This is a genomic window from Streptomyces cinereospinus, from assembly GCF_042430725.1.
Taxonomy (GTDB): Bacteria; Actinomycetota; Actinomycetes; order Streptomycetales; family Streptomycetaceae; genus Streptomyces; species Streptomyces cinereospinus.
In genome coordinates, this window is sequence record NZ_JBHMCY010000083.1 from 1 (window position 1) to 22,846 (window position 22,846).

Genomic DNA, 22,846 nt, shown 5'->3' on the forward strand with positions numbered 1-22,846 from the left:
GGCGGGGGCGGCGGGGTCGGTTCCGGGGGCGGCTTCGGTGTCGGCGTCGGACTCGGGGTGGGGGTCGGACTCGGGGTGGGGGTCGGACTCGGGGTGGGGGTCGGGGTCGGGGTGGGGCAGGCCGGGGGCGTGGGCCAGGTCCGGCTCCCCGCGACCGCCACCGCCTCCGTGCCGCCCGGTCCGGTCGACGCGTAGGCACAGGAGTCGGCGACCACCGCGCCGGCCGGGGCGCCGACGAGCGCCGCGGTCAGCGCCGCCAGCAGCAACGTCCGTACGCGAGCGGGGGATTGGGTCGGTTCGCAACCATGCACGACCGAGATCATGAGGCTTCCCGGCCGGTGGCGCGCCCCGCGGCCGGGGGATTGCCCCGAACGGGGGAAACGGGCGCCGCGGGGTTTGATCGACGCACGGCCGGTGTAAGGGGGCCGGCCGGTGCGGACCCGGCCCCCGGACACCCGTTGCGGAAGAAATCCGCGGCCCGGTTGAACACAACCGGCGGCCCCGTTCGTACCCATGGCCGTGCGGCGGCGCAGCAGGGCGTCGCAATAATCTTGCGATGATGGGGAGCTGACGATGAAGACCTCCTGGCGGAGCGCCTCGCTCGTGGCGAGCGCCGCGGCCGTACTGGCGCTGACAACGGCGTGCGGTCAGGACAGCGGCACCCAGTCGGCCAGCCAGAACGTGGGCGCCACGGCCCCGGCCGGCGGCTACGGGAGCACGGGGCTCGGCACCGACGCCGGCACCGGGACGGACGCGGGCGCCGCGCCGGGCGAGCAGAACGCCGTGGCCGCGGCCGCCGCCGCGGGCGAACTGTCGGTCACGGCCGACGCCGAGCTCGGGCAGGTGCTGACCGACAGCGCCGGCCGCACCCTCTACCGGTTCGACCAGGACACGGCCGAACCGCCCAAGACCAACTGCGAGGGCGACTGCGCGACCGCCTGGCCGCCCGTCCCCGCCGACGACGCCACCGCGGGCGAGGGCGTCGACGCCGCGGTGCTCGGCGAGGTCACCCGCCCCGACGGCAGCGAGCAGCTCACCGTCGACGGCTGGCCCGTCTACCGCTACGCCAAGGACGTCGCCCCGGGCGACACCAAGGGCCAGGGAGTGGGCGGCACCTGGTACGCGCTGGCCCCCGACGGCACCAAGGCCGCGGCGGAGGAACTGCCCGGACTGTCCACCCGCAACGACCCGGAGCTCGGCGAGATCGTCATCGACGGCGACGGGCACACGGTCTACCGCTTCACCAAGGACTCGCAGTGGCCGATGAAGACCGCGTGCACCGGTGAGTGCCTGGAGAAGTGGCCCGTCGTCGCGCCGGTCGACGCCGACGACACCAAGGGCATCGACCTCCAGGGGTCCACCCCCAACCGGGGCTACGTCGTCTTCGACCGGCCCGACGGCATCGAGCAGCAGACCATCGACTGCATTCCGCTGTACACCTTCGCGGGCGACGAGAAGCCCGGTGACATCAACGGCCAGGGCGTCGGCGGCACCTGGTTCGCCATTCGGCCCGACGGAGAGCCGGTCGGCGCGCCCGCACAGTAGCGAACGCCGGCCCCCACGGCCCGCGACCCGCGTCAACGCGCGGGTCGCGGGCCGTTGTGCTGCCGTTCGACGGGAGTGCTCATGACGCACCGGCGACGTTCCGGACCGATGCCCGGGCAACCGGGACTCTGCGACACTCGCCGCATACGTTTCGTAAGCGTTCCCCGGTGGGGCGATTGCGGCACGTGCCGCAGGCAGTGACCGGGAACGGACGGTCAATTTCCGTTTCAGCTCGCCCCATTGGCGGGCGATCAGTAGCCTCTGCTCGAACACCGGATCGCCTACGCCATGGAGAGATCAGATGGAGCGTCCCGCCTGGGCGCCATGGAGCATCGACATCTCGGTGCCGAGTGTCGCGCGGATCTACGACTACTACCTGGGCGGATCGCACAACTTCGAGGTCGACCGGGAAGCGGCCCGCCGGGCCATGCAGTTCATGCCGGGGCTGCCGAAGATCATGCAGGCGAACCGGGCGTTCATGCGCCGCGCGGTGCGCCACGCGGCCGGTGCGGGCATCACGCAGTTCCTCGACATCGGCTCGGGCATCCCGACGTACGGCAACGTGCACGAGGTGGCGCAGGCGGCCAGCCCCGGTGCCCGGGTGGTCTACGTCGACCACGATCCGGTCGCGGTCGCGCACGGCCAGGCCGTGCTCGACGGCAACGACGACGCGGGCGTGGTCGCGGCCGATCTGCGCAAGCCCCAGGACATCCTGACCAGCCCGCAGGTGGAGCGCCTGCTCGACCTGCGGCGGCCGGTCGCGCTGCTGCTCGTTGCCATACTGCACTTCGTGGAGGACACGGACGACCCGTACGGGGCGGTGGCGCAGCTGAGCGACGCACTGGCGCCCGGCAGCATGCTGATCCTCACGCATGCCTCCTACGCGGGAATCCCGCTGCCGCCCGAGCGGGCGGACGGCGCGGTCGACGTGTACAAGGACCTCCGCAACCCGCTGGTCATGCGCTCGCGCGAGGAGATCGCGCGGTTCTTCGAGGGGTACGACATGGTGGAACCGGGACTGGTGCCGATGCCCGCCTGGCGGCCGGAGACCGCACCGGAGGACGAGGACGCCTACGCCTTCTCCGGTTTCGCGGGCGTGGGGCGTACGGCGTGAGCGCGGAGCCGGACGGGCCGGAGGACAGACTGCGGCGGTTCGCGACGATCTGGAGCCGGGCGGTCTACCCGGCCACCTCGACGTCGTTGACCAGACCGGAGTTCGAGGAACTGCTGCTGCCGCTGGCCCGGAGGCTGAGCGCGGCCCTGCGCGCCCGCGCCTTCGACGCGGGTGAGGGCCGCGCGGTCGGCGCCGCCCTGGTCGACGCGCACTGCACCGACCCGGACGCGCTGAGCCGGGCCCTGGACTGCGTCGACGCCTACCTGGTGCTGTACTGCGGGGACGACGGACCCCAGGAGGACCTGCGGGCCCGCTCGGCACGGCTGCAGCACGCCATGGCCGCCGGCTTCGCCCAGGCGCTGCGCGAGCGCACTCTCGCCGAGCAGGAGTCCATCGCCCAGGCCGCGCTGCGCGCCCAGGGCGTGGTGGCGCAGGCGCTGCACGCCAGCGAGGCCCGCTTCCGCGCGGTGTTCGAAGGCGCGGCCATAGGCATCGGCATCGCCGACCTCGACGGCAACGTCCTGGAGGTCAACGGCGCGCTGCTGCGCATGTTCGGCGGCTCCCCGCAGAACGTGCGCGGCCGCAAGGTCCGCGAGTGGACCCATGCCGACGACGCCCCCCACGTCTGGCGGCTCTACGAGGAGCTGGTGCGCGGCGAACGCGAGCACTACCACGTGGAGAAGGCCTTCTACCGGCCCGACGGCACGGTCCTGTGGACCAACCTCACCGTCTCCCTGCTGCGCGACCCCGACGGCAACCCGCAGTACCAGCTCGCGCTGATGGAGGACACCACCGAACGGCGGCTGCTCAACCTCCGGCTGCGCTACGAGGCCACCCACGACGCCCTCACCGGACTGCCCAACCGGACCCTGTTCTTCGAACGGCTGGAGAAGGTGCTGGGCGCGGGCGAGGGCCAGCGCTTCGGCCTGTGCTATCTCGATCTCGACGGTTTCAAGACCATCAACGACAGCCTCGGCCACGCGGCCGGCGACCGGCTGCTCGTCGAGGTCGCCGACCGGCTCCAGACCTGTGCCACCGCGCCCGGCGAGATGGTCGCCCGTCTCGGCGGCGACGAGTTCGTGGCGCTCACCACCGGTCCCGACACCCAGCGCGAGGTCGACGAACTCGCCGCCCGGATCATGAACGCGCTGGTCGCCCCGATCGGCGTGGACGGCCGGGAGCTGACCGTGCGCGGCAGCATCGGCGTCGTCGAGGGCGCGGCGGGCGAGCGCAGCGCGGCCGAGGTGCTGCGCAGCGCCGACATCACGATGTACCGGGCCAAGTCGGCCGGCGGCAACCGCTTCGAAGTGGCCGACGCCGAGGCCGACGCCCGCGTCATCACCCGCAACGGCCTGACCACGGCGCTGCCGACCGCGCTGGACCGCGGCGAGTTCTTCATCGAGTACCAGCCCCTGGTCCACCTCGGTGACGGCAGCGTGCGCGGCGCCGAGGCCCTGGTCCGCTGGCTGCACCCGCAGCACGGCGTCCTCGGTCCCGACCGGTTCATCCCGCTCGCCGAGCACACCGGGCTGATCGTCCCGCTGGGCCGCTGGGTGCTGGAGCAGTCGGTGCGCCAGGCCCGCGACTGGCGGGAGCGCCACGCCGGCCCGGCCGCCGCGCCGCTGCGCATCAACGTCAACCTCTCCCCGTGCCAGCTCACCCACCCCGGGCTGGTCCAGGACACGGTCGACATCCTGGAGGCGGCGGGTGTCGCGCCCGACGCGCTGTGCCTGGAGGTCACCGAGTCGGCGCTGATCGGCGCCGACGACGACCTGCTCAAGCCGTTGCGCCGGCTGGCCGAGATGGGCGTCGACATCGCCCTGGACGACTTCGGCACCGGCTACTCCAACCTCGCCAACCTCCGCCGGCTGCCGGTCAGCATCCTCAAGCTGGACCGCTCCTTCACCCAGAGCATGCAGCAGTTCCCGGCCGACCCGGTCGACCTGAAGATCGTCGAAGGCATCGTCTCCCTCGCGCACAGCCTCGACCTCGCGGTCACGGTCGAGGGCGTGGAGACCGCAGCCCAGGCCGAACAGCTGCGGATACTGGGCTGCGACACGGCCCAGGGCTGGTACTACGCCCGCCCCGGTCCCCCGGAGCGCCTCCACGACCTGGCCCTGGCCGACGCGACGCCCTGAGCCGCAGTGCCGCCCGGGGGCGCGGGGAACCCCGCGACCAGCCACGCACGGCCCGCACCCCGCGACGGCGCACCAGCGCACCGGCACCGTCCGGCCCGCAACCCCCTCACCGCTCAAGAAGCATCCGCTGCAACTCCCGGGCGGCCCGCGGCGGAGCCACATCGCTGCGGTGGGCCAGCGCGATGGTGCGGTGCAGTCCGGGCCGGGTCAGCGGAGTGACCCGCAGGCCCCGCCCGGACCGCGCCGCCACCATCCGCGGCACGACGGCCATCCCCAGTCCCGCCCGCACGAACCCCAGCACGGCGTCCATCTCCCCGCCCTCCACCGCGAAGTCCGGCTCGAACCCCGCCGAGCGGCACGCGGCGACGGTCAGCTCCCGCAGGTCGTAGCCGTGCCGGAACATCACCAGCCGCTCACCCTCCAGATCCGCGATCTGCACGGTCCGCCGCCCCTCGCCCGGCCGCGGCGCCTCCGGGGACGACACCACCACCAGGTCCTCCCGCAGCAGCTCCACCGTGGTCAGCGCCGGCGAGGGCGTCGGCAGCGGCAGCACCACGAGGGCGAGATCGAGCGCGCCGCGCGCCAGGTGCCGTACCAGGTCGTGCGAGCCGCCCTCCTCGATGAGCAGCCGGATGCCCGGATAGCGGTCGTGGAAGGCGCGCAGCACGTCCGGCAGCAGGCCCGTGCACAGGCTCGGCGTGGCCCCCAGCCGCACCCGCCCGCGCCGCAGCTGGACCAGTTCCTGCACCTCGTGCCGCGCCGTGTCCGCGTCGGCCAGGATCCGGCGGGCCAGCGGCAGCAGGGCCTCGCCCGCGTCGGTCAGCGTGATGTTCCCGCGCGCCCGCAGGAACAGATCCGCCCCCAACTCCCTCTCCAGGGCCTTGATCTGCTGCGACAGCGACGGCTGGGCGACATGGACGAGATCGGCGGCCCGGGTGAAGTGCCGGGTCTCGGCCACCGCCACGAAGTACTGGAGCTGCTGGAACTGCATACAGGCAGCATAGGGCCCGCCTATCGAATCAAACCGGATGATGTCTTGGACTGATGAGCGTGCCCCCGCCTACCGTGCGTGGCATGGCTCTGGCAACGCGGACGGACCGACGGCCGTCCATGGCACGCACGATGTGGGACAGCTCCGTCGGCAAGAAGACCGTGATGGCGGTCAGCGGCTTGATCATGCTGCTGTACCTGGTCGTCCACATGATCGGCAACCTGAAGATCTTCTTCGGCGCCGGCGAGTTCAACCACTACGCGCACTGGCTGCGCACGGTGGGCGAGCCGTTCATGCACTACGAGTGGACGCTGTGGCTGGTCCGGATCGTCCTCGTCGTCGCGGTCGTCGCCCACGCCGTCTCCGCGTACCAGCTGAGCCGCCGCGACATCAAGGCGCGTCCCAGCAAGTACGTACACAAGAAGCAGCGTGCCTCCTACGCGACGCGCACCATGCGCTGGGGCGGGATCATCCTCGCCCTGTTCATCGTCTGGCACATCCTCGACCTGACCACCGGCACCGTGCACTCCGGCGGCTTCGAGACCGGCAAGCCCTACCAGAACGTCATCGACACCTTCTCCACCTGGTACGGCAACGTCATCTACATCGTCGCGATGCTCGCCGTCGGCCTGCACGTCCGGCACGGCTTCTGGAGCGCCGCCCAGACCCTCGGCGTCGGCAGCCGCACCCGCGACCGCGCCCTGAAGACCGTCGCCAACGTCCTCGCGCTGCTGCTCACGGCCGGCTTCCTCGCCGTGCCCGTGGGCGTCATGACCGGAGTGGTGAGCTGAGATGACCTACACCGAGTACGTGACCGGCGAACCGGTCACCGACACCAAGGCTCCCACCGGGCCGATCAACGAGCGCTGGGACCGGCGCCGCTTCGAGGCGAAGCTGGTCAACCCCGCCAACCGCCGCAAGCACACCGTCATCGTGGTCGGCACCGGCCTCGCGGGCGGCTCCGCCGGCGCCACCCTCGCCGAACAGGGCTACCACGTCGTCCAGTTCTGCTACCAGGACTCCCCGCGCCGCGCCCACTCCATCGCCGCGCAAGGCGGCATCAACGCGGCGAAGAACTACCGCAACGACGGCGACTCGATCCACCGGCTGTTCTACGACACCGTCAAGGGCGGCGACTTCCGGGCCCGCGAGTCCAACGTGCACCGCCTCGCGCAGATCTCCGTCGAGATCATCGACCAGTGCGTGGCGCAGGGCGTGCCGTTCGCCCGCGAGTACGGCGGCCTGCTCGACACCCGCTCCTTCGGCGGCGTCCAGGTGTCGCGCACCTTCTACGCCCGCGGCCAGACGGGCCAGCAGCTGCTGCTCGGCGCCTACCAGGCGCTCAGCCGCCAGATCGCGGCCGGCAACGTCGAGATGCACGCGCGCACCGAGATGCTCGACCTGATCGTCGTCGACGGCCGGGCCCGCGGCATCGTCGCCCGCGACCTGATCACCGGGAAGATCGACACGTACTTCGCGGACGCGGTCGTGCTCGCCTCCGGCGGTTACGGCAACGTCTTCTACCTGTCGACCAACGCGATGAACTCCAACGCGACCGCCGTCTGGCGGGCGCACCGGCGCGGCGCCTACTTCGCCAACCCGTGCTTCACCCAGATCCACCCCACCTGCATCCCGCGCACCGGCGACCACCAGTCGAAGCTCACCCTCATGAGCGAGTCGCTGCGCAACGACGGCCGCATCTGGGTGCCCAAGGCCAAGGGCGACCAGCGGCCCGCGCACCAGATCCCCGAGGACGAGCGCGACTACTACCTGGAGCGGATCTACCCGTCCTTCGGCAACCTGGTTCCGCGTGACATCGCCTCCCGCGCCGCGAAGAACGTGTGCGACGAGGGCCGCGGCGTCGGCCCCGGCGGGCAGGGCGTCTACCTCGACTTCGCGGACGCCATCAAGCGGATGGGCCGCAAGGCCGTCGAGGCCAAGTACGGCAACCTGTTCGACATGTACCAGCGGATCACCGACGAGGATCCGTACCAGGTGCCGATGCGGATCTACCCCGCCGTGCACTACACGATGGGCGGCCTGTGGGTCGACTACGACCTCCAGACCACCGTGCCCGGCCTGTTCGCGATCGGCGAGGCCAACTTCTCCGACCACGGCGCGAACCGGCTCGGCGCCTCCGCGCTGATGCAGGGCCTGGCCGACGGCTACTTCGTGCTGCCCGCGACCATCAACGACTACCTCGCGCGCAACCCGCACCAGGACCCGGTCACCGACGACCACCCGGTGGTGCGGGAGGTGCTGGCCGAGACCCAGGACCGGACCAACCTGCTCCTCTCCGTCGACGGCGACCGCACCCCGGACTCCTTCCACCGCGAGGTCGGCGAGCTGATGTGGGAGTTCTGCGGCATGGCCCGCACCGACTCCGGGCTGCGCAAGGCCCTGGAGCGGATCCCGCAGATCCGCGAGGAGTTCTGGCGGCGGATCAAGGTGCCCGGCACCGGCGAGGAGTTCAACCAGTCGCTGGAGAAGGCCAACCGGATCGTCGACTACCTGGAGCTCGCCGAGCTGATGTGCCTCGACGCGCTGCACCGCGCCGAGTCCTGCGGCGGCCACTTCCGCGAGGAGTCCCAGACCCCCGACGGCGAGGCCGCCCGCAAGGACGACGCGTTCTCCTACGCCGCCGCCTGGGAGTTCACCGGCACCGGCGAGGCGCCCGTGCTGCACAAGGAAGACCTGGTCTTCGAGTACGTCCACCCCACCCAGCGGAGCTACGCATGAAGCTCACCCTGCGCGTCTGGCGGCAGAAGAACGCCGGCACCGAAGGCGCCATGTCCACGTACGAGCTGGACGGCATCTCGCCCGACATGTCCTTCCTGGAGATGCTCGACACGCTCAACGAGGAGCTCATCCTCAAGGGCGAGGACCCGGTCGCCTTCGACCACGACTGCCGCGAGGGCATCTGCGGCGCCTGCTCGCTCGTCATCAACGGCGACGCGCACGGCCCCGAGCGCACCACCACCTGCCAGCTGCACATGCGGTCCTTCCGGGACGGCGACACGATCGACATCGAGCCGTGGCGGGCCGCCGCCTTCCCGGTGATCAAGGACCTGGTCGTGGACCGGACCGCGTTCGACCGGATCATCCAGGCCGGCGGCTATGTCACCGCCCCGACCGGCTCCGCGCCCGAGGCGCACGCCACGCCGGTGCCGAAGCCGGACGCCGACTTCGCCTTCGAGCACGCCGAGTGCATCGGCTGCGGCGCCTGCGTGGCCGCCTGCCCGAACGGCGCGGCGATGCTGTTCACCTCCGCCAAGGTCAACCACCTGAACGTGCTGCCGCAGGGCGCGCCGGAGCGCGAGACGCGCGTGCTGAACATGGTGGCGCAGATGGACGAGGAGGGCTTCGGCGGTTGCACACTGACCGGCGAGTGCGCCACCGCCTGCCCCAAGGGCATCCCGCTGATGTCCATCACCGGCATGAACAAGGAGTGGCTGCGCGCCACCCGCAAGGCGGCCAGGAAGTGATGCCGCCCAGGTAGGAGAGACGTTCGCCGACAAGGTGCGGACGGGCGGGACCGGGAGTGGTGCTCATCCCCGGTCCCGTCTCGCTTCCCGCCCCGCCCCTGGCATTCAACAGTCGCACATCCCCGCTCCGGCCACCGGTCACGCGGACGCCAACCGGCATCGGAAGAACTGTGGCGGCGGGCCGAACGATCCGGCCCGCCCGCTGCCGTCGTCGAACCGGCCCGTGACCAGGAGTGTGCCATGACCGGCGTTTCCACCCTCGACCGTCCCCCGCAGCCAGCGGCACCCGCCCGCTACACCGTCACCCTCGCCCGCGACGAGGACGACGTGCGCGCGGCGCAGAAGCTGCGGCACGACGTCTTCGCCGGCGAGATGGGCGCCCTGCTGGCCACTCCGCAGCCGGGCCTGGACATCGACTCCTTCGACGCGTACTGCGACCACCTGCTGGTCCGTGACACGCTCACCGGTGAGGTCGTCGGCACCTACCGGCTGCTGCCGCCCGAGCGCGCCGCGGTGGCCGGCCGGCTCTACTCCGAGGGCGAGTTCGACCTCACCCGGCTGGACCCGATCCGTCCCGGCCTGGTCGAGGTCGGCCGCTCCTGCGTCCACCCGGACCACCGCGACGGCACCGTCATCGGCCTGATCTGGGCGGGGATAGCGCGGTACATGGTCGACCGCGGCCACGAGTGGCTGGCCGGCTGCTGCTCCATCCCGCTGGCCGACGGCGGCGCCCTCGCCGCCGCCACCTGGGACCGGGTCCAGGAGCGCAACCTCGCCCCCGAGGAGTACCGGGTACGGCCGCTGCTGCCGTGGTCCGCGGACGGCGTCACCCGCCCCGCCGGGCGCACCGAACTGCCGCCGCTGCTGCGTGGCTACGTCCGCCTCGGCGCGTGGGTGTGCGGCGCGCCGGCCCACGACGCCGACTTCGGTGTCGCCGACCTGTACGTGCTGCTGTCGATGCGCCGGGTCAACGCGCGCTATCTGAAGCACTTCCTCTCGCTCGTGCCGGCCTGATGAGCGTCTGGCTGCCCAGCGCGCCCTGCACCCCCGGGGCGTGCGTGGAACCCGCCGGGCGGGGCGCGGCGGCGCTGCTGGGCGCGGTCCGGCTCACCGTGGTGCTGGCGCTGCTGCTCGGCGGGATCCTGCTGCTGCCGCTCGGCCGGCGCGTCCCCGCCCCGTGGGTGCGGCGGTGGGCCCGGACGATCGCGTGGGCCGCGGGGGTCCGGGTCCGCGTCACCGGCTCCGCCGCGTCCACCGGCGGCCTGCTGCTGGTCGCCAACCACATCTCCTGGCTGGACATCCCGCTGCTGGCCGCGGTACGCCCGGCCCGCATGATCGCCAAGGCCGAGATCCGGCAGTGGCCGGTCGCCGGTCCGCTGACCGCCGGCGCCGGCGTCGTGTTCATCGACCGGGACCGCCTGCGCGCCCTGCCGGGCACGGTCGCGCACATCGCCGACCTGCTGCGGTCCGGGGCCGCGGTCGGCGTCTTCCCCGAGGGCAGCACCTGGTGCGGCCGCGCCCAGGGCACCTTCCGCCGGGCCGTGTTCCAGGCCGCGCTGGACGCCCGGGTCCCCGTCCAACCGGTCCGCATCCACTACCGCCTCGCCGACGGCAACGCCAGCACGGCCCCCGCCTTCGTGGGCAAGGACTCGCTGCTCGCCTCGCTGTGGCGGGTGACGACGGCCCGCGGCCTGGTCGCCGAGGTGGACGTCCGCGAGCCGATCCCGCCGGGCACCCTCCCCGACCGCCGCGCCCTGGCCCACGCCGCCCAGCCCACCACACCACCGGCCGCGGGCCGGACCCACGCGGTACTGGCGTCGTAACCGACCGGGCCGGCAGACCTTCCGCTCCGGTGGGGGCGAGAGGGGGCGAACCCCGCGACCGTACGCGGCGGCCCGGCCGCGGGCCGGGCTACCCGTGGACGATCCGGGCCAGCCGCCGGTAGGAGTCCAGCAGCGCCGCCCGGTCCCAGGTGCTCGTGGTGACGAGCACCTCGTCGGCGCCCGTCTCCTTCAGCAGCGTCCGCAGTTCGTGGGCGACCTGGTCCTCGGTGCCGGCGATGTGGCCGGTCAGGCCGGCCTCGTAGAAGCCGCGCTCCCTGTCCGTCATCGGCAGCCGCTCCACCCGCTCGGCGGGCGGGAGCGGCGGGAAGGTGCCGTGCGTGCGGGAGTACGCCATCGACCAGGCCTCGGGGATCAGCAGCCGCCGGGCCTCCTCGGGGGTCGCGGCCACCGCGACGGTGCCGGAGATCACGACGTACGGCTCCCGCGCCCACGGCGACGGGCGGAAGCGCGCCCGGTAGTGGTCGATGCCGCGCTGCATCCTCTCCCGGTGGCGGAGGTCCCCGATCACCATTGGCAGGCCCGCGCGGGCCGCGATCGCGGCGCCCTCGCCCATCGCCAGCACGAAGGGCGGCACCGTCAGTCCCTCCGCGGGACGGGCGTGCACCCGGGTCGGCGAGGTGCCGCGGAACCACCCCAGCAGCTCCTCCAGCTGGGCGGCGAAGTCCTCGGCGTCGTCCTTGTCCCGGCCCAGCGCCCTGCGCACCCCGCCGGTGAAGCCCACCGACCGGCCGAGCCCCATGTCGATCCGGCCCGGGAAGAGGGACTCCAGCACGCCGAACTGCTCGGCGACGACCAAGGGCTGGTGGTTGGGCAGCATCACCCCGCCGGTGCCCACCCGGATCGTCCGGGTCGCCCCGGCCACGGCGGCGGCCAGTACGGTCGGCGCCGAACCGGCGACACCGGGCACGCCGTGGTGCTCCGACACCCAGAAACGGTGGTACCCCAGGTCCTCCGCCTCCCGCGCCAGCCGCACGGTGTCCCGCAGCGCCTCGGGGGACGTGTGCCCCTCGCGGGTGCGGGAGCGGTCGAGCACGGAGAAGCGGGCCGAGGCGATCACGGAGGTCACTCAGGGTTCAACGCCTGGCCGGACGCGGCATTCCCGGCAGGGCCGGAGCAGGGGCCGGTCCGGCAGACCGCCCTGCGGCGGTGACCGGAGGGGTTCTTCACCCCCTAGGGCCGCGGCAGGCGACGTTCGCTCCGGCGCGACGCCCGGCACGCACTCTCGCCGCACCGGACGGAAGCCCGAGTACGCCCCGTACGAGGGCTTCCGGCCGGCCCGCCGAGAGCACGCACCGGACGCCGCTCCGCCACGGGCGAACACTGCCTGCCGCGGCACTAGGGTGTCCCGTGTGACAGCTCGTGACGAACGGCCGGTCGCCGTGTTCGACCTGGACAACACCCTCGCGGACACCGCCCACCGGCAGCACTTCCTCCGGCGCAAGCCCCGCGACTGGGACGGCTTCTTCGCCGCCGCCCCGGCGGATCCGCCGCTCGCCGAGGGTGTCGCGCTGGTCCGGGAGAGCGCCGAGGAGTGCGAGGTCGTATACCTCACCGGGCGGCCCGAGCGGTGCCGGCGGGACACGCTGGACTGGCTCGCCGCCCACGGACTGCCCGGCGGCCGGGTCCACATGCGGCGCGACGCCGACCGCAGGCCCGCCCGGTTCACCAAGCTGGAGATCCTGCGCCGCATGGCCCGGACCCGGGAGATCCGGGTGCTCGTGGACGACGACGAACTGGTGTGTGAGGAAGCGGAGCGGGCCGGCTTCACCGTCGTACGGGCGCGCTGGGCGACGCCCTCCGCCGAGCTCGAGGTGGCGCAGGAGCGCGAGGGGCGGACCTGACCGGCCGGCCGCTCAGTCGGCGTCCTCCAGGCGGAAGCCGACCTTCATGCTCACCTGCCAGTGCGCGATCTCCCCGTTGTCCAGCTGGCCCCGCACCTCCGTCACCTCGAACCAGTCGAGGTTGCGCAGGGTCCGCGAGGCGCGGGTGATGCCGTTGCGGATGGCCTGGTCCACGCCCTCGGGCGAGGTGCCGACGATGTCCGTGACCCGGTAGGTGTGGTTCGACATGCGGATGCTCCTCTCCGCGCGGGGACGGCGGCGTCAGCTGTGTCCCGCGTCACTCCACCGTGCCCCACCCGGCAGCGGAGCGCGAGGTGTCGCCCGCTTTCCCGGAACCGCTTGACCTCCGTTTTGGTCCATACCAAAATCCAGCACACCCGTACGAGCCTCCGCGCTCGTTCCCCCCACGCCGGGCCCTCTCCCCCTGTCCGCCCAGACAGAACAGGACCGCCGTGAAGTTTCGCCGCCTCACCCTCGTCTGTGTCTCCGCCTGCCTCCTCGCCGGCTGCGCGCTCGTACCGTCCGGCGGGACCGAACGGCACACGGTCACCGTGTGGCTGATGAAGGGCAGCGCCTCGGCGCAGTTCCTGCAACGCTTCACCGAGGAGTTCGAGCGCACGCACGACGACCTGGACCTCGACATCCGCATCCAGGAGTGGACCGGCATCGGTGAGAAGGTGCAGGCCGCGCTGGAGGCCGGCGGCCCCGGCGGACCCGATGTCATCGAGGTCGGCAACACCCAGGTCCCGCAGTACGTCGACGGCGGCGGCCTGCTCGACCTGACGCTGGAGTCGCTGCGGGACTGGGGCGTGCGCGACTGGCTGCCCGGCCTCGCCGAACCGGGCCGGCAGCGGTCGACGCAGTACGGCATCCCCTGGTACGCGGCGAACCGCGTCGTCATCTACCGCAAGGACCTGTTCGAGCAGGCCGGGATCGCCGGCCCGCCGAAGACGCGCGAGGAGTGGCTCGCCGCCACCGAGCAGCTCGACTCCCGCGGCAACCAGGGCATCTACCTGGCCGGGCAGGACTGGTACACGCTCTCCGGGTTCATCTGGGACGAGGGCGGCGACCTCGCGCGGGAGGACGGCGGCGTCTGGACCGGCACTCTGGACACCCCCGCGGCCCTGCGCGGCATGGACTTCTACCGGCGGCTCCAGGCGCTCGGCGACGGTCCGGCCGACGCCGACGAGGAACACCCGCCGCAGGCAGGGGTGTTCGCCGGGGGGAAGGTCGCCCAGATCGTGGCCGTACCGGGCCAGGCGCGGGCGATCGTCCAGCAGAACCCCGCACTCGACGGCGCCCTGGGCTTCTTCCCCGTCCCCGGCGAGTCCGCCGACCGGCCCGGTGCGGTCTTCACCGGCGGCTCCGACCTCGTCGTCCCCAAGAACACCGACCAGCGCGACGGCGCCGTCGCCGTCGTCGAGGAGCTCGCCGGCGCCAAGTGGAACACCGAACTGGCCCGGACCATGAACTACGTCCCCAACAAGGCCACCCTCGCCGGTGCCGTCACCGGTGAGGAGGGGGTCGCCGCCATGGCGGCGGGCGCCGCGCAGGGCCGGGCGACCCCCAGCACGCCCGAGTGGGCGGCCGTCGAGGCGGAGAACCCGATCAAGGAGTACATGACACGCGTGCTGACCGGCGCCGACCCGGTGACCGAGGCCCGCCGCGCCTCCCGGCGGATCACCGAGGCGCTGGCGGTCCCCCTCGGGTGAACGGCCCACGGTCCGAGAGTGCTGGCATCCGTCGGTCCACTTGTCAAGTGGTCCGATAGAAAGGGGAGTTGACGAAGCTCGAACCCGGGTGTCACACTTTTCGCGGCCGCTTCATGCCCTCAACCGGAATCCGTGTCCCGTCGGTGCCTCCGACCTGGATGCGGATTTTTTGTTTTCCGGGGATCCGGGGAGGGTGCGGATCCGGCCGGTGACCCGCCCGGAATCGGTCAAGAAGAGCCGGCCCCGCCGTCCGCCGGATGTCGCCGGAAGCCTCGTCGACCTGCCCCTGTGGCCATTCCTTGGGCTCTCTGATGGTTGGCTGACTGCTAGTTGTATCTATTGATGGATAAGTAGGTTGACGATACTGTCGCATCACGGCAGGCAACCCAGCCGAGAGGCACTGAGGGAGACAGTGATGAGCCACAACGCCCGCAACCTGGAGCAGTTCAAGAACCACGACATGACGATGATGTTCATGATCCACGACGCCCTCCGGCGCGAGCTGGAGCGGATGGCGCGGATCACGGCCCGGGCCGACGAGGACCCGCGTCACGTCCTGCGGACCGCGGTCGGCTGGGAGCTGTTCAAGAAGTTCCTGACCATCCACCACACCGCCGAGGACGTCACCGTGTGGCCGGTGATGCAGAGGGCGCTGGCCGGCCGGCCCGACGAGCTGGCGCTGCTGGACGCGATGGAGGCCGAACACGCGGTCATCGACCCGCTGCTCGCCGACATCGACGCGGCCCTCGCCGACCGGGACTCGGGCCCGGAGCGCCTGGGCGGCCTGACCGACGAGCTGTACACGAAGGTCAACGGCCACCTCGACCACGAGGAGGGCGAGGCCCTGAAGCTCATGGACATCACCATGACCAAGGAGGAGTGGGCGCTGTTCGCCGCCCAGGGCCGCGACCGCATCGGCGACGACGCCCGCCGCTACCTGCCCTGGCTCCTCGACGGCATGCCCGACGACAAGCTGGCCGCGTTCGTCTCCGCCATGCCCGACGCGCTCCGCGTCCCGTACGAGACGGAGTGGCGCGCCGCCTACGAGGAGCTGGACATCTGGCACAGCAGGTCCGGCTCCGTCGCCCGCTGACACGGAGTTCCGCGCCCGGGGGAGCCCGCCGGCTTCGGGCCCCCGCCCCCCGTCGTACCGACCGCCGGCGGGTCTCCTCGTCCCTTGCGTCCAGTGCCGTCGACACCGCGCGGCAGGCCTTCCGGCCTGCCGCGCGGTGTTTTTCCGTGCCGCGGAAGCTGCTCTGTGTCGTTCGTGCCGCCCGAAGGAGGGCCCCATGACCATCCCCGCCCAGCACCATCAAGCGGCGACGCCCGGCCGGTCCGGGCGGACGCCGTCGCTCACCGGGCTGCCGTCCCTGACGGGGCTCCGGTTCTACGCGGCGCTGGCCGTGTTCCTGTGCCACGTCACCACTCCCAACATGGGCCTGTTCAGCGGGGAGCTCGGGGCCGACGTCGCCCGGCTGTTCAACGTCGCGGGCGGGCTGGGGGTGTCGTTCTTCTTCATCCTCAGCGGCTTCATCCTCACCTGGTCCGCCCGCCCCACGGACACTCCGCGCCGGTTCATGCGCCGCCGCCTGGTCAAGCTGTTCCCCAACCACCTGGTCACCTTCGTGGTCGCGCTGGTGGTCTACGCCGGCGCGACCACCACCGAGTGGAAGCACTGGCTGCCCAACCTGTTCCTCGTGCAGACCTGGAGCTGGGACCCGACGGTGCTGTTCAGCGTCAACCAGCCCAGCTGGTCGCTCGGCTGCGAGCTCCTGTTCTACCTGTGCTTCCCGCTGCTGCACAGAGCGGTCAAGGCGATCCCCCCGGCGCGGCTGTGGGGGTGGACCCTGGCCTTCCTGGCCGCCATCCTCGCGATGCCCGCCATCGCCTACGCCGTGCTGCCCGGCGAGGTGGTCCTCCCCGGCTGGCAGACGAACCACATCCAGAACTGGCTCGTCTACAACCTCCCGCCGGTGCGGATGCTGGAGTTCGTGTTCGGCATGCTGCTCGCCCGGATCGTGCTGACCGACCGGTGGGTGGGCGTACGGCTGTGGCAGGCGGTGCTGCTGTGCTTCGCCGCGTACGCCGTGGCTCTCCACGTGCCCCTGCTGTACGCCCTGTGCGCGGTCTGGGCGGCCCCGATGGGTCTGCTCGTCGCCAGCGCCGCGGTCACCGACCTGCGCGGCGAGCGCTCGCCGTTCCGGGGGCCGGTGATGACGTGGCTCGGCGAGGTGTCGTTCGCGGTCTACCTGGTCCAGGCCAGTGTGCTGATCGGCGGCGGCCGGATCCTCGCCGAGTACGGCCCGTACGGCTTCGCCGAGGCGCTCGGGCTGTCCCTGGTCGCCTGGGTCGTCACCACCGCGCTCGCGTACCTGCTGTACGCGCTGGTCGAGCGGCCGGCCATGAAGCACTTCAGCCGGCCCCGCCGGAAGGACGCCGGGGCGCCCGCGGCCGAGCGGAAGGAGAACGTCCGTTGACACAATAGCGTGTACATGTCACGCTTTTCGAGAACCATTCATGCCCTGAGAAGGCATCACCGAAGCGATGTGCACCCGCCCGTGGCGGGTGGACATCGCTTTTTCTGTCGCGTGCCGCGGACCCGTGCGAGGAGTGCGCCGGAGCGTCCCGCGGCACGACGTCCGCGCATGACGTCCGCGCATGACGTCCGCGCACGACGCCCGCGCACCTTCGCGCACCCCCCCCACGCACCCCCCATGACGGACGATGAAAGGGAATCGCCATGCGTGTTCTCGTCACGGTCGCGCCGCTGACCGCCCATCTGTATCCCAGCGTTCCGCTGGCGTGGGCGCTGCAGAGCGCCGGGCACGAGGTACGGCTGGCCGGCGGCGCGGAACTGGCCGGGCAGATCACCGCGGCCGGCCTCACCGCGGTCGGGCTCGGCGGTGTCCCGGCGTCGGCGCTGCCCGACGTCCCCGAAGCGGAGCTGGACCGGTTCAGCGAGGCGCTCGCGTTCGAGCCCGGCTCCGACTTCGACCGGCTCTGGCAGGCGATCCGCTACTACCTGGTGGCGAACGTCGCGCGCTACTACCCGGACGCCGACGGCCGGCAACCGCTCGCCGACAACCTTGTCGACTTCGCCCGGGACTGGCGGCCGGACCTGGTGATCTGGGACGTCGCCAGTCCCGTGGGGTCCGTCGCGGCCCGTGCGGCCGGGGCCGCGTCCGCCCGGTTGCTGTGGGGCCCCGACTACTTCGGCTGGGTCCAGGGGCGGCTGACCGAGCGCGCGGCGCTGCGCGATCCGCGGGTGAACCCGCTGGCCGAGACGATGGCGCCGATCTTCGGACGGTACGGCCACGACTTCTCGGAGGAGATGATCCTGGGCGACTTCACCGTGGATCCGCTTCCCGCGCACACGCAGTTGCCCCGCGCGGCCGGGCAGCGCGTCGTCCCCATGCGCTTCGTGCCGTACACGGGGGCGTCCCCGGTACCGGAGTGGCTGACCCGCCCGCCGTCGCGGCCCCGGGTGTGCCTGTCGCTCGGCGTCACCCGGCGCAAGGTCCTGGCCGGCCGGGACGAGCGGGTCGCGGCCGTGCTCGACGCGGTGGCCGGCATGGACGTCGAGGTGGTGGCCACGGTCAACGCCGACCAGCTGGGGGAGGGTCAGAAGGTGCCCGACAACGTGCGGGTGGTCGACTACCTGCCGCTCACCCAGGTGACACCGACCTGCTCGGCGATCATCCACCACGGCGGCTTCGGCACGTTCTTCGCCGCGGCCGCGCACCGGGTGCCCCAGATGATCATCACGGAGGAACTGGGCAGCGGGCTGTCCAGCAGCCGCTACCTGGAGGCCAGGGGCGCGGGCGTGTCCCTGCACAGCGACAGCCTGACCGCGGCGCGGGTGGGCGGCGAACTGTCCCGGCTGCTGACCGAGCCGTCGTTCCGGCAGGGCGCCGCGGCCGTGTACGCGGACATGGCCGCCGTGCCCAGTCCCGGCGAGGTCGTGCCGATCCTGGAGCGGATGGCGGCGCAGTACCGGACCCGGGGCTGATCGGCCATGGACGTGATCGAGACGCCCATACCCGGCGCGTTCGAGTTCGTCCCGCAGCGGATCCCCGACGACCGGGGCACCTTCGCGGAGGTGCTGCGCTGCGACCGGGTCGAGGACGTCACCGGGCGTCCGTTCCGCCCCGAGCAGATCAACTGCTCGGTGTCCCGGCGGAACACCCTGCGCGGGATCCACTCGGTGGCCGTACCGCCGGGGCAGGCCAAGTACGTCACCTGCGTGCGCGGGGTGCTGCGCGACATCATCGTCGACCTGCGGGTGGGGTCGCCCACCTTCGGCGTGCACCACGTGGTGCACCTGGACGGCGAGTCCGGGCGGTGCCTGTTCGTGCCGGAGGGGGTCGGCCACGGGTTCCTGGCGCTCACCGACGACACCTGCATGTACTACGCGGTCTCCACGCGGTACGTGCCGGGCACCCAGATCGAGATCGACCCCCTCGACCCCGAGCTGGCGCTGCCCTGGGGGCTCACCGAGCCGCCCGTGATGTCGGCGAAGGACGCGCAGGCGCAGGGGGTGCGCGCGGCGCTCGCCGCCGGGGTGCTCGCGGACTGGCGGGATGCCGCACCAGGGGGTGTGGCCTCGGAGCGACTCCGTTGATCTCAAGCGGACTTGAGGTTCTACGGTCCTGTCAAGCGTCAACGACAAGGCAAGGAGATTCTGTTGAGTACCGACGTCGGAACGGCGGCAGCACCGCGGGCGACCCGGAAAGAGTGGTTGGGGCTCGCGGTCCTGGCGCTTCCCACCATGCTCATGGCCATGGACCTGACGGTGCTGCACCTGGCACTGCCCGCCCTCACCGCCGACCTGCGGCCCAGCAACACCGAGTTGCTGTGGATCGTGGACATCTACGGGTTCCTGACCGCCGGCTTCCTCATCACCATGGGCGCGATCGGGGACCGGATCGGCCGCCGCCGGCTGCTGATGATCGGCGCGTTCGCGTTCGGAGCGGCGTCGGTGCTCTCGGCGTTCGCGGTCGACCCGGCGATGCTCATCGCCGCCCGGGCGCTGCTGGGCCTCGCGGGCTCCACGCTGATGCCCTCGACCCTCTCCCTGATCCGGATCATGTTCCAGGACCCCAAGCAGCAGGGTGTGGCGATCGGCGCCTGGACCGGCTTCTTCGGGCTCGGCACGGTGATCGGACCGCTGGTCGGCGGTGCGTTCCTGGAGCTGTTCTGGTGGGGCTCGGTCTTCCTGCTCGGCGTCCCGATCATGTTGCTGCTGATCGTGTGCGGCCCGGTCCTGCTGCCGGAGTACCGCAACGAGTCGGTCGCCCGGCCGGACTTCCCGAGCGCGGTCCTGTCCATCGTCGGGCTGCTCGGCCTGATCTACGGTCTCAAGCGGATCGCCGAGGACGGACTGACCGTCGAGTCGGGCCTTGGCATCGTTGTCGGACTGGTGCTGGGGGCGCTCTTCATCTCCCGCCAGCGCCGGCTCGACCAACCGCTGCTCGACCTCACGCTGTTCCGCAGCAAGCTGTTCGACAGCGCCCTCGGCATGCTCCTCCTCGCCACCCTGCTCAACTCCGCCGCGCAGTTCTTCGTCATGCAGTACCTGCAACTGGCGCACGGACTGCCCGCGATCCAGGCCGGGCTCTGGTCACTGCCCACCACCGTCGCGGTGATGATCGGCGCGATGGGGGCGCCCGCCCTGGCGAGCCGGATGAAGCTGAGCACGCTGCTCGCCGGCGGCCTGGCGGTGACCGCGCTCGGCATGGTCGTGCTGGCCCAGGTCAGCGACCCCTCCGACCTGTATGTGGTGGTGGCCGGGGCGGCCGTCGTCGGACTCGGGCTCGGGCCGATGATCTCGCTGGGCACCGGACTGATCGTGGGAGCCGCACCGCCCGAGCGGGCCGGTGCCGCCTCCGCGACGGCGGCGACCGGCACCGACCTCGGCGCGTCCCTGGGCATCGCGGCGATCGGCAGCATCGGCTTCGCGGTGTACCGGGCGGACCTGGCCGACAAGCTTCCCGAGGGGCTGCCCGCCGGCGTCGGCGAGACGGCCAAGGACACCCTCGCCGCCGCGGTCGACGTGGCCCGCACGCTGCCGGCCGGCGACGGGTCCCGGCTGCTGACGGCGGCCCGCGAGGCCTTCGTGTACGGCCTCCAGGTGACCGCGGTCGCCGGTGCGGTGATCGCCGCGCTGCTGGCCCTGGGGGCCGCGACCCTGCTGCGCAACGCCCGGATGCCCGGACCCCCGCCGGCCGCGGAGGCGGCGGACTCCGGCGCGACGGCGGAGTCCCTCGACGGGGCGAAGCCCTTGGAGAAGGCAGACAGCTGACATGCCCGGCATGGTCCCGGCGGCCGGCGCGGTCCGGACCCCGGTGGGGGTCTGGACCGCTCGGTCGCACCACGACGACCAGCCCGGCCCCGCCGTCACCCTCTCGTTCGCGCCGGACGGCACCGTCGCGCTGCGCGCCCCGGACGGCGCGGGCACCGGCGTCTGGAGCGCGGGGCCGTCCGGCGGGTTCTCCTACGAGTGCACCCGGACGTTCACCCCGGCCCCCTCCGGGCGGGCCGCGTGCGCGTCCGCGCCGAGGCCCGCCCGGAGGGGGCCGGGTACCGGGCGACCGGCACCACCGAGGTGTACGCCCCCGACGGCGTGCTGGTGCACGCCGCCACCTCGGCCGAGTTCACCGGCGACCGCCTCGCCGACGCGCCGGCGGCCTGGCACGGCATGGTGCTCCTGGGCGTGCCGATCCGCGGGCGCACGCTGTACCCCGGTGACGACGGCTTCGAGGAGGCCTGTGCCGGCTGGCTGCTGACCGTCCGGCACCGGCCCGCGGCGGTCGTGGTGGCCGCCGACGCCCAGGACGTGGCCGCCGCCGTCCGGTTCGCGGCACGGGCGGGACACCCGGTCGCGGTGCAGTCCACCGGGCACGGCACGTCGGTGCCCGCGACGGGAGGCGTGTTCATCGCCACCCGGGGGCTGCGCGAGCTGTCGGTGGACCCGGAGGCCGGCACCGCCCGGATCGGAGCCGGGCTGTGGTGGAGCGAGGTGGTCGCCGCGGCGGCCGAGCACGGCCTCGCGCCGCTGTGCGGCTCCTCCGAGCAGGTCGGGGTGATGGGCTACCTGACCAGCGGCGGGTTGCCGCTGACCCGCCGCACCCACGGCTTCGCCGCCGACTACGTCCGCTCGCTCGACATCGTCACCGCCGACGGCCTGCTCCGCACCGTCTCGCCCGCCCGGGAGCCCGACCTGTCCTGGGCGGTGCGGGGCGGCAAGGGCAACTTCGGCGTCGTGGTCGCGGCCGAGATCGAGCTGCTGCCGCTGCGCACCGTCTACGGCGGCGAGCTGTACTACCCGGGCGAGGACCCCGGGCACGCCGCCCACCTCGTCGGCTCCTACCTGGCCTGGCTCAAGGAGCAGCCGGACGAGATGTCGTCCTCCATGGAGCTGATGCGCTTCCCCGACGCCCCGCAGCTGCCCGACGCCTACCGCGGCCGTTCGTTCGTGCAGTTCCGGGTGGTGTTCACCGGGGACGAGGAGCAGGGCGCGCGGCTGGTGGAGCCCCTGCGGGCGCTCGGCCCCGAGAAGGACACCTGCGGCGCCCTGCCCTACACCGGGATCACCCGGATCTACCACGACCCCAAGGACCCGGTCAGCGTGCACCTGCGCAGCGCGCTGCTGCACGAGCTGGACGACGACGTCGTGCGGGAGCTGGTCTCGTTCATCGACCGTCGCGGCCGGGGGGTCCCTTCCCCGGCATCGAGATACGGCACCTGGGCGGGGCGCTGGACCGGCAGCCCCGCCGCGCGCACGCGGCCGGCACCCGGGGCGCGGCCTTCCACCTGTGGATGCGGCTGCCGGCACCGCCCGAGCAGGCCGGCGCGGCCCGCGAGGCCGCCGGCCGGATCCTGGAGCGGCTCGGGCCGTGGGACACCGGCGCCCTGCTCCCCGGGTTCCTGTTCGACCACGACTCGGCTCCGGAGCGGGTCAGGCGGGCCTACGGCGAGGCGGACTACCGGCGGCCGGCCGAGCTGAAGGCGGAGTACGACCCGCACCAGCTGTTCCGGGTCAACCACAACATCCCGCCGGCCGGCGACGGTGAGCCCGTCCGGCCCTGACACCGCGCCGGCGAGCGGCGCACGAACCCACGGACCTTCCTGACGGACGCAGTTGGTGCGGTACGACCCGGCTGGACGTCAGCCGGGA

General features: G+C 72.6%; 20 protein-coding genes and 1 pseudogene. 18 read left to right on the plus strand and 3 right to left on the minus strand.

What is annotated here, in order from left to right; genetic code table 11:
• From ACFF45_RS30445 to ACFF45_RS30460, 4 genes are all read left to right on the plus strand, one after another.
• The coding region (locus ACFF45_RS30445) for a hypothetical protein (RefSeq protein ID WP_381349972.1) at positions 1–195 on the plus strand (195 nt) is incomplete at its 5' end.
• Between the two features lie 378 nt (positions 196–573).
• A complete protein-coding gene (locus tag ACFF45_RS30450) occupies positions 574–1,545 on the plus strand; it encodes an SCO0930 family lipoprotein (protein WP_381349973.1) in 972 nt (323 codons plus the stop codon).
• 301 nt (positions 1,546–1,846) lie between these two features.
• The gene (locus tag ACFF45_RS30455; protein ID WP_381349975.1) at positions 1,847–2,659 is read left to right on the plus strand and encodes an SAM-dependent methyltransferase; all 813 of its coding nucleotides are present in this window, start codon (positions 1,847–1,849) and stop codon (positions 2,657–2,659) included.
• Entirely contained in the window at positions 2,656–4,797 is a 2,142-nt protein-coding gene (locus ACFF45_RS30460; RefSeq protein WP_381349976.1) for a putative bifunctional diguanylate cyclase/phosphodiesterase, read from the plus strand. The genes ACFF45_RS30455 and ACFF45_RS30460 overlap by 4 nt, the downstream gene beginning before the upstream one ends.
• A 106-nt stretch (positions 4,798–4,903) precedes the next feature.
• On the opposite strand, the gene ACFF45_RS30465 is transcribed toward ACFF45_RS30460, so the two are convergent.
• Positions 4,904–5,788 carry a LysR family transcriptional regulator gene (locus tag ACFF45_RS30465; protein WP_381349977.1) on the minus strand — a complete coding sequence of 295 codons (885 nt, stop codon included), beginning with the start codon at positions 5,786–5,788 and terminating at the stop codon, positions 4,904–4,906.
• Between the two features lie 119 nt (positions 5,789–5,907).
• On the opposite strand from ACFF45_RS30465, the gene ACFF45_RS30470 reads away from it, so the two are divergent.
• From ACFF45_RS30470 to ACFF45_RS30490, 5 genes are all read left to right on the plus strand, one after another.
• Complete coding sequence (locus tag ACFF45_RS30470) at positions 5,908–6,579, plus strand: succinate dehydrogenase (protein ID WP_381350013.1); 672 nt, start codon at positions 5,908–5,910, stop codon at positions 6,577–6,579.
• A gap of 1 nt (position 6,580) precedes the next feature.
• Positions 6,581–8,527 carry a fumarate reductase/succinate dehydrogenase flavoprotein subunit gene (locus ACFF45_RS30475; RefSeq protein WP_381349978.1) on the plus strand — a complete coding sequence of 649 codons (1,947 nt, stop codon included), beginning with the start codon at positions 6,581–6,583 and terminating at the stop codon, positions 8,525–8,527.
• Complete coding sequence (locus ACFF45_RS30480; protein ID WP_381349980.1) at positions 8,524–9,273, plus strand: succinate dehydrogenase/fumarate reductase iron-sulfur subunit; 750 nt, start codon at positions 8,524–8,526, stop codon at positions 9,271–9,273. Before ACFF45_RS30475 ends, ACFF45_RS30480 begins: the two co-directional genes overlap by 4 nt.
• Before the next feature lie 240 nt (positions 9,274–9,513).
• On the plus strand, positions 9,514–10,287 hold the full coding sequence (locus ACFF45_RS30485; protein ID WP_381349981.1) for a GNAT family N-acetyltransferase: 774 nt from the start codon (positions 9,514–9,516) through the stop codon (positions 10,285–10,287).
• Complete coding sequence (locus ACFF45_RS30490; protein ID WP_381349982.1) at positions 10,287–11,096, plus strand: lysophospholipid acyltransferase family protein; 810 nt, start codon at positions 10,287–10,289, stop codon at positions 11,094–11,096. Before ACFF45_RS30485 ends, ACFF45_RS30490 begins: the two co-directional genes overlap by 1 nt.
• Positions 11,097–11,184: 88 nt before the next feature.
• On the opposite strand, the gene ACFF45_RS30495 is transcribed toward ACFF45_RS30490, so the two are convergent.
• The gene (locus ACFF45_RS30495) at positions 11,185–12,183 is read right to left on the minus strand and encodes an LLM class flavin-dependent oxidoreductase (RefSeq protein ID WP_381349983.1); all 999 of its coding nucleotides are present in this window, start codon (positions 12,181–12,183) and stop codon (positions 11,185–11,187) included.
• Between the two features lie 283 nt (positions 12,184–12,466).
• Here ACFF45_RS30495 and ACFF45_RS30500 point away from each other — a divergent pair, with 283 nt between their 5' ends.
• A complete protein-coding gene (locus ACFF45_RS30500; RefSeq protein ID WP_381349985.1) occupies positions 12,467–12,958 on the plus strand; it encodes a phosphatase domain-containing protein in 492 nt (163 codons plus the stop codon).
• 12 nt (positions 12,959–12,970) lie between these two features.
• Here the strand turns inward: ACFF45_RS30500 and ACFF45_RS30505 are convergent, their stop codons facing one another.
• Positions 12,971–13,186, minus strand: a complete 216-nt coding sequence (locus ACFF45_RS30505; RefSeq protein WP_381349986.1) for a dodecin — start codon at positions 13,184–13,186, stop codon at positions 12,971–12,973.
• Between the two features lie 224 nt (positions 13,187–13,410).
• Here ACFF45_RS30505 and ACFF45_RS30510 point away from each other — a divergent pair, with 224 nt between their 5' ends.
• The 8 genes and pseudogenes from ACFF45_RS30510 (at position 13,411) to ACFF45_RS30545 (ending at position 22,758) form a co-directional block, all read left to right on the plus strand.
• Positions 13,411–14,670: an extracellular solute-binding protein gene (locus ACFF45_RS30510; protein WP_381349988.1), complete on the plus strand. Its 1,260-nt coding sequence runs from the start codon at positions 13,411–13,413 to the stop codon at positions 14,668–14,670.
• A 415-nt stretch (positions 14,671–15,085) separates the two neighbouring features.
• Entirely contained in the window at positions 15,086–15,763 is a 678-nt protein-coding gene (locus ACFF45_RS30515; protein WP_381349989.1) for a hemerythrin domain-containing protein, read from the plus strand.
• Between the two features lie 196 nt (positions 15,764–15,959).
• On the plus strand, positions 15,960–17,147 hold the full coding sequence (locus tag ACFF45_RS30520; RefSeq protein WP_381349991.1) for an acyltransferase family protein: 1,188 nt from the start codon (positions 15,960–15,962) through the stop codon (positions 17,145–17,147).
• Positions 17,148–17,410: 263 nt separating this feature from the next.
• Positions 17,411–18,679 (plus strand): nucleotide disphospho-sugar-binding domain-containing protein, encoded by a 1,269-nt coding sequence (locus tag ACFF45_RS30525; RefSeq protein WP_381349993.1) that lies wholly within the window; start codon positions 17,411–17,413, stop codon positions 18,677–18,679.
• A 6-nt stretch (positions 18,680–18,685) separates the two neighbouring features.
• Positions 18,686–19,291: a dTDP-4-dehydrorhamnose 3,5-epimerase family protein gene (locus ACFF45_RS30530; RefSeq protein ID WP_381349995.1), complete on the plus strand. Its 606-nt coding sequence runs from the start codon at positions 18,686–18,688 to the stop codon at positions 19,289–19,291.
• Between the two features lie 63 nt (positions 19,292–19,354).
• A complete protein-coding gene (locus tag ACFF45_RS30535) occupies positions 19,355–20,971 on the plus strand; it encodes an MFS transporter (protein ID WP_381349996.1) in 1,617 nt (538 codons plus the stop codon).
• A gap of 396 nt (positions 20,972–21,367) precedes the next feature.
• Positions 21,368–21,856: pseudogene (locus ACFF45_RS30540) on the plus strand (FAD-binding oxidoreductase); the annotation flags it as partial.
• A 632-nt stretch (positions 21,857–22,488) separates the two neighbouring features.
• Complete coding sequence (locus ACFF45_RS30545) at positions 22,489–22,758, plus strand: BBE domain-containing protein (RefSeq protein WP_381349997.1); 270 nt, start codon at positions 22,489–22,491, stop codon at positions 22,756–22,758.
• Positions 22,759–22,846: the final 88 nt, after the last annotated feature.

What these genes read in the sequence shown, in the direction of transcription:
- ACFF45_RS30450 (WP_381349973.1), top strand. Translation starts at nt 574, where the DNA reads ATGAAGACCTCCTGGCGGAGCGCCTCGCTCGTGGCGAGCGCCGCGGCC.
- ACFF45_RS30455 (WP_381349975.1), top strand. Translation starts at nt 1,847, where the DNA reads ATGGAGCGTCCCGCCTGGGCGCCATGGAGCATCGACATCTCGGTGCCG.
- ACFF45_RS30465 (WP_381349977.1), bottom strand. Translation starts at nt 5,788, where the DNA reads ATGCAGTTCCAGCAGCTCCAGTACTTCGTGGCGGTGGCCGAGACCCGG.
- ACFF45_RS30470 (WP_381350013.1), top strand. Translation starts at nt 5,908, where the DNA reads ATGGCACGCACGATGTGGGACAGCTCCGTCGGCAAGAAGACCGTGATG.
- ACFF45_RS30475 (WP_381349978.1), top strand. Translation starts at nt 6,581, where the DNA reads ATGACCTACACCGAGTACGTGACCGGCGAACCGGTCACCGACACCAAG.
- ACFF45_RS30480 (WP_381349980.1), top strand. Translation starts at nt 8,524, where the DNA reads ATGAAGCTCACCCTGCGCGTCTGGCGGCAGAAGAACGCCGGCACCGAA.
- ACFF45_RS30485 (WP_381349981.1), top strand. Translation starts at nt 9,514, where the DNA reads ATGACCGGCGTTTCCACCCTCGACCGTCCCCCGCAGCCAGCGGCACCC.
- ACFF45_RS30490 (WP_381349982.1), top strand. Translation starts at nt 10,287, where the DNA reads ATGAGCGTCTGGCTGCCCAGCGCGCCCTGCACCCCCGGGGCGTGCGTG.
- ACFF45_RS30505 (WP_381349986.1), bottom strand. Translation starts at nt 13,186, where the DNA reads ATGTCGAACCACACCTACCGGGTCACGGACATCGTCGGCACCTCGCCC.
- ACFF45_RS30515 (WP_381349989.1), top strand. Translation starts at nt 15,086, where the DNA reads ATGAGCCACAACGCCCGCAACCTGGAGCAGTTCAAGAACCACGACATG.
- ACFF45_RS30520 (WP_381349991.1), top strand. Translation starts at nt 15,960, where the DNA reads ATGACCATCCCCGCCCAGCACCATCAAGCGGCGACGCCCGGCCGGTCC.
- ACFF45_RS30525 (WP_381349993.1), top strand. Translation starts at nt 17,411, where the DNA reads ATGCGTGTTCTCGTCACGGTCGCGCCGCTGACCGCCCATCTGTATCCC.
- ACFF45_RS30530 (WP_381349995.1), top strand. Translation starts at nt 18,686, where the DNA reads ATGGACGTGATCGAGACGCCCATACCCGGCGCGTTCGAGTTCGTCCCG.
- ACFF45_RS30545 (WP_381349997.1), top strand. Translation starts at nt 22,489, where the DNA reads ATGCGGCTGCCGGCACCGCCCGAGCAGGCCGGCGCGGCCCGCGAGGCC.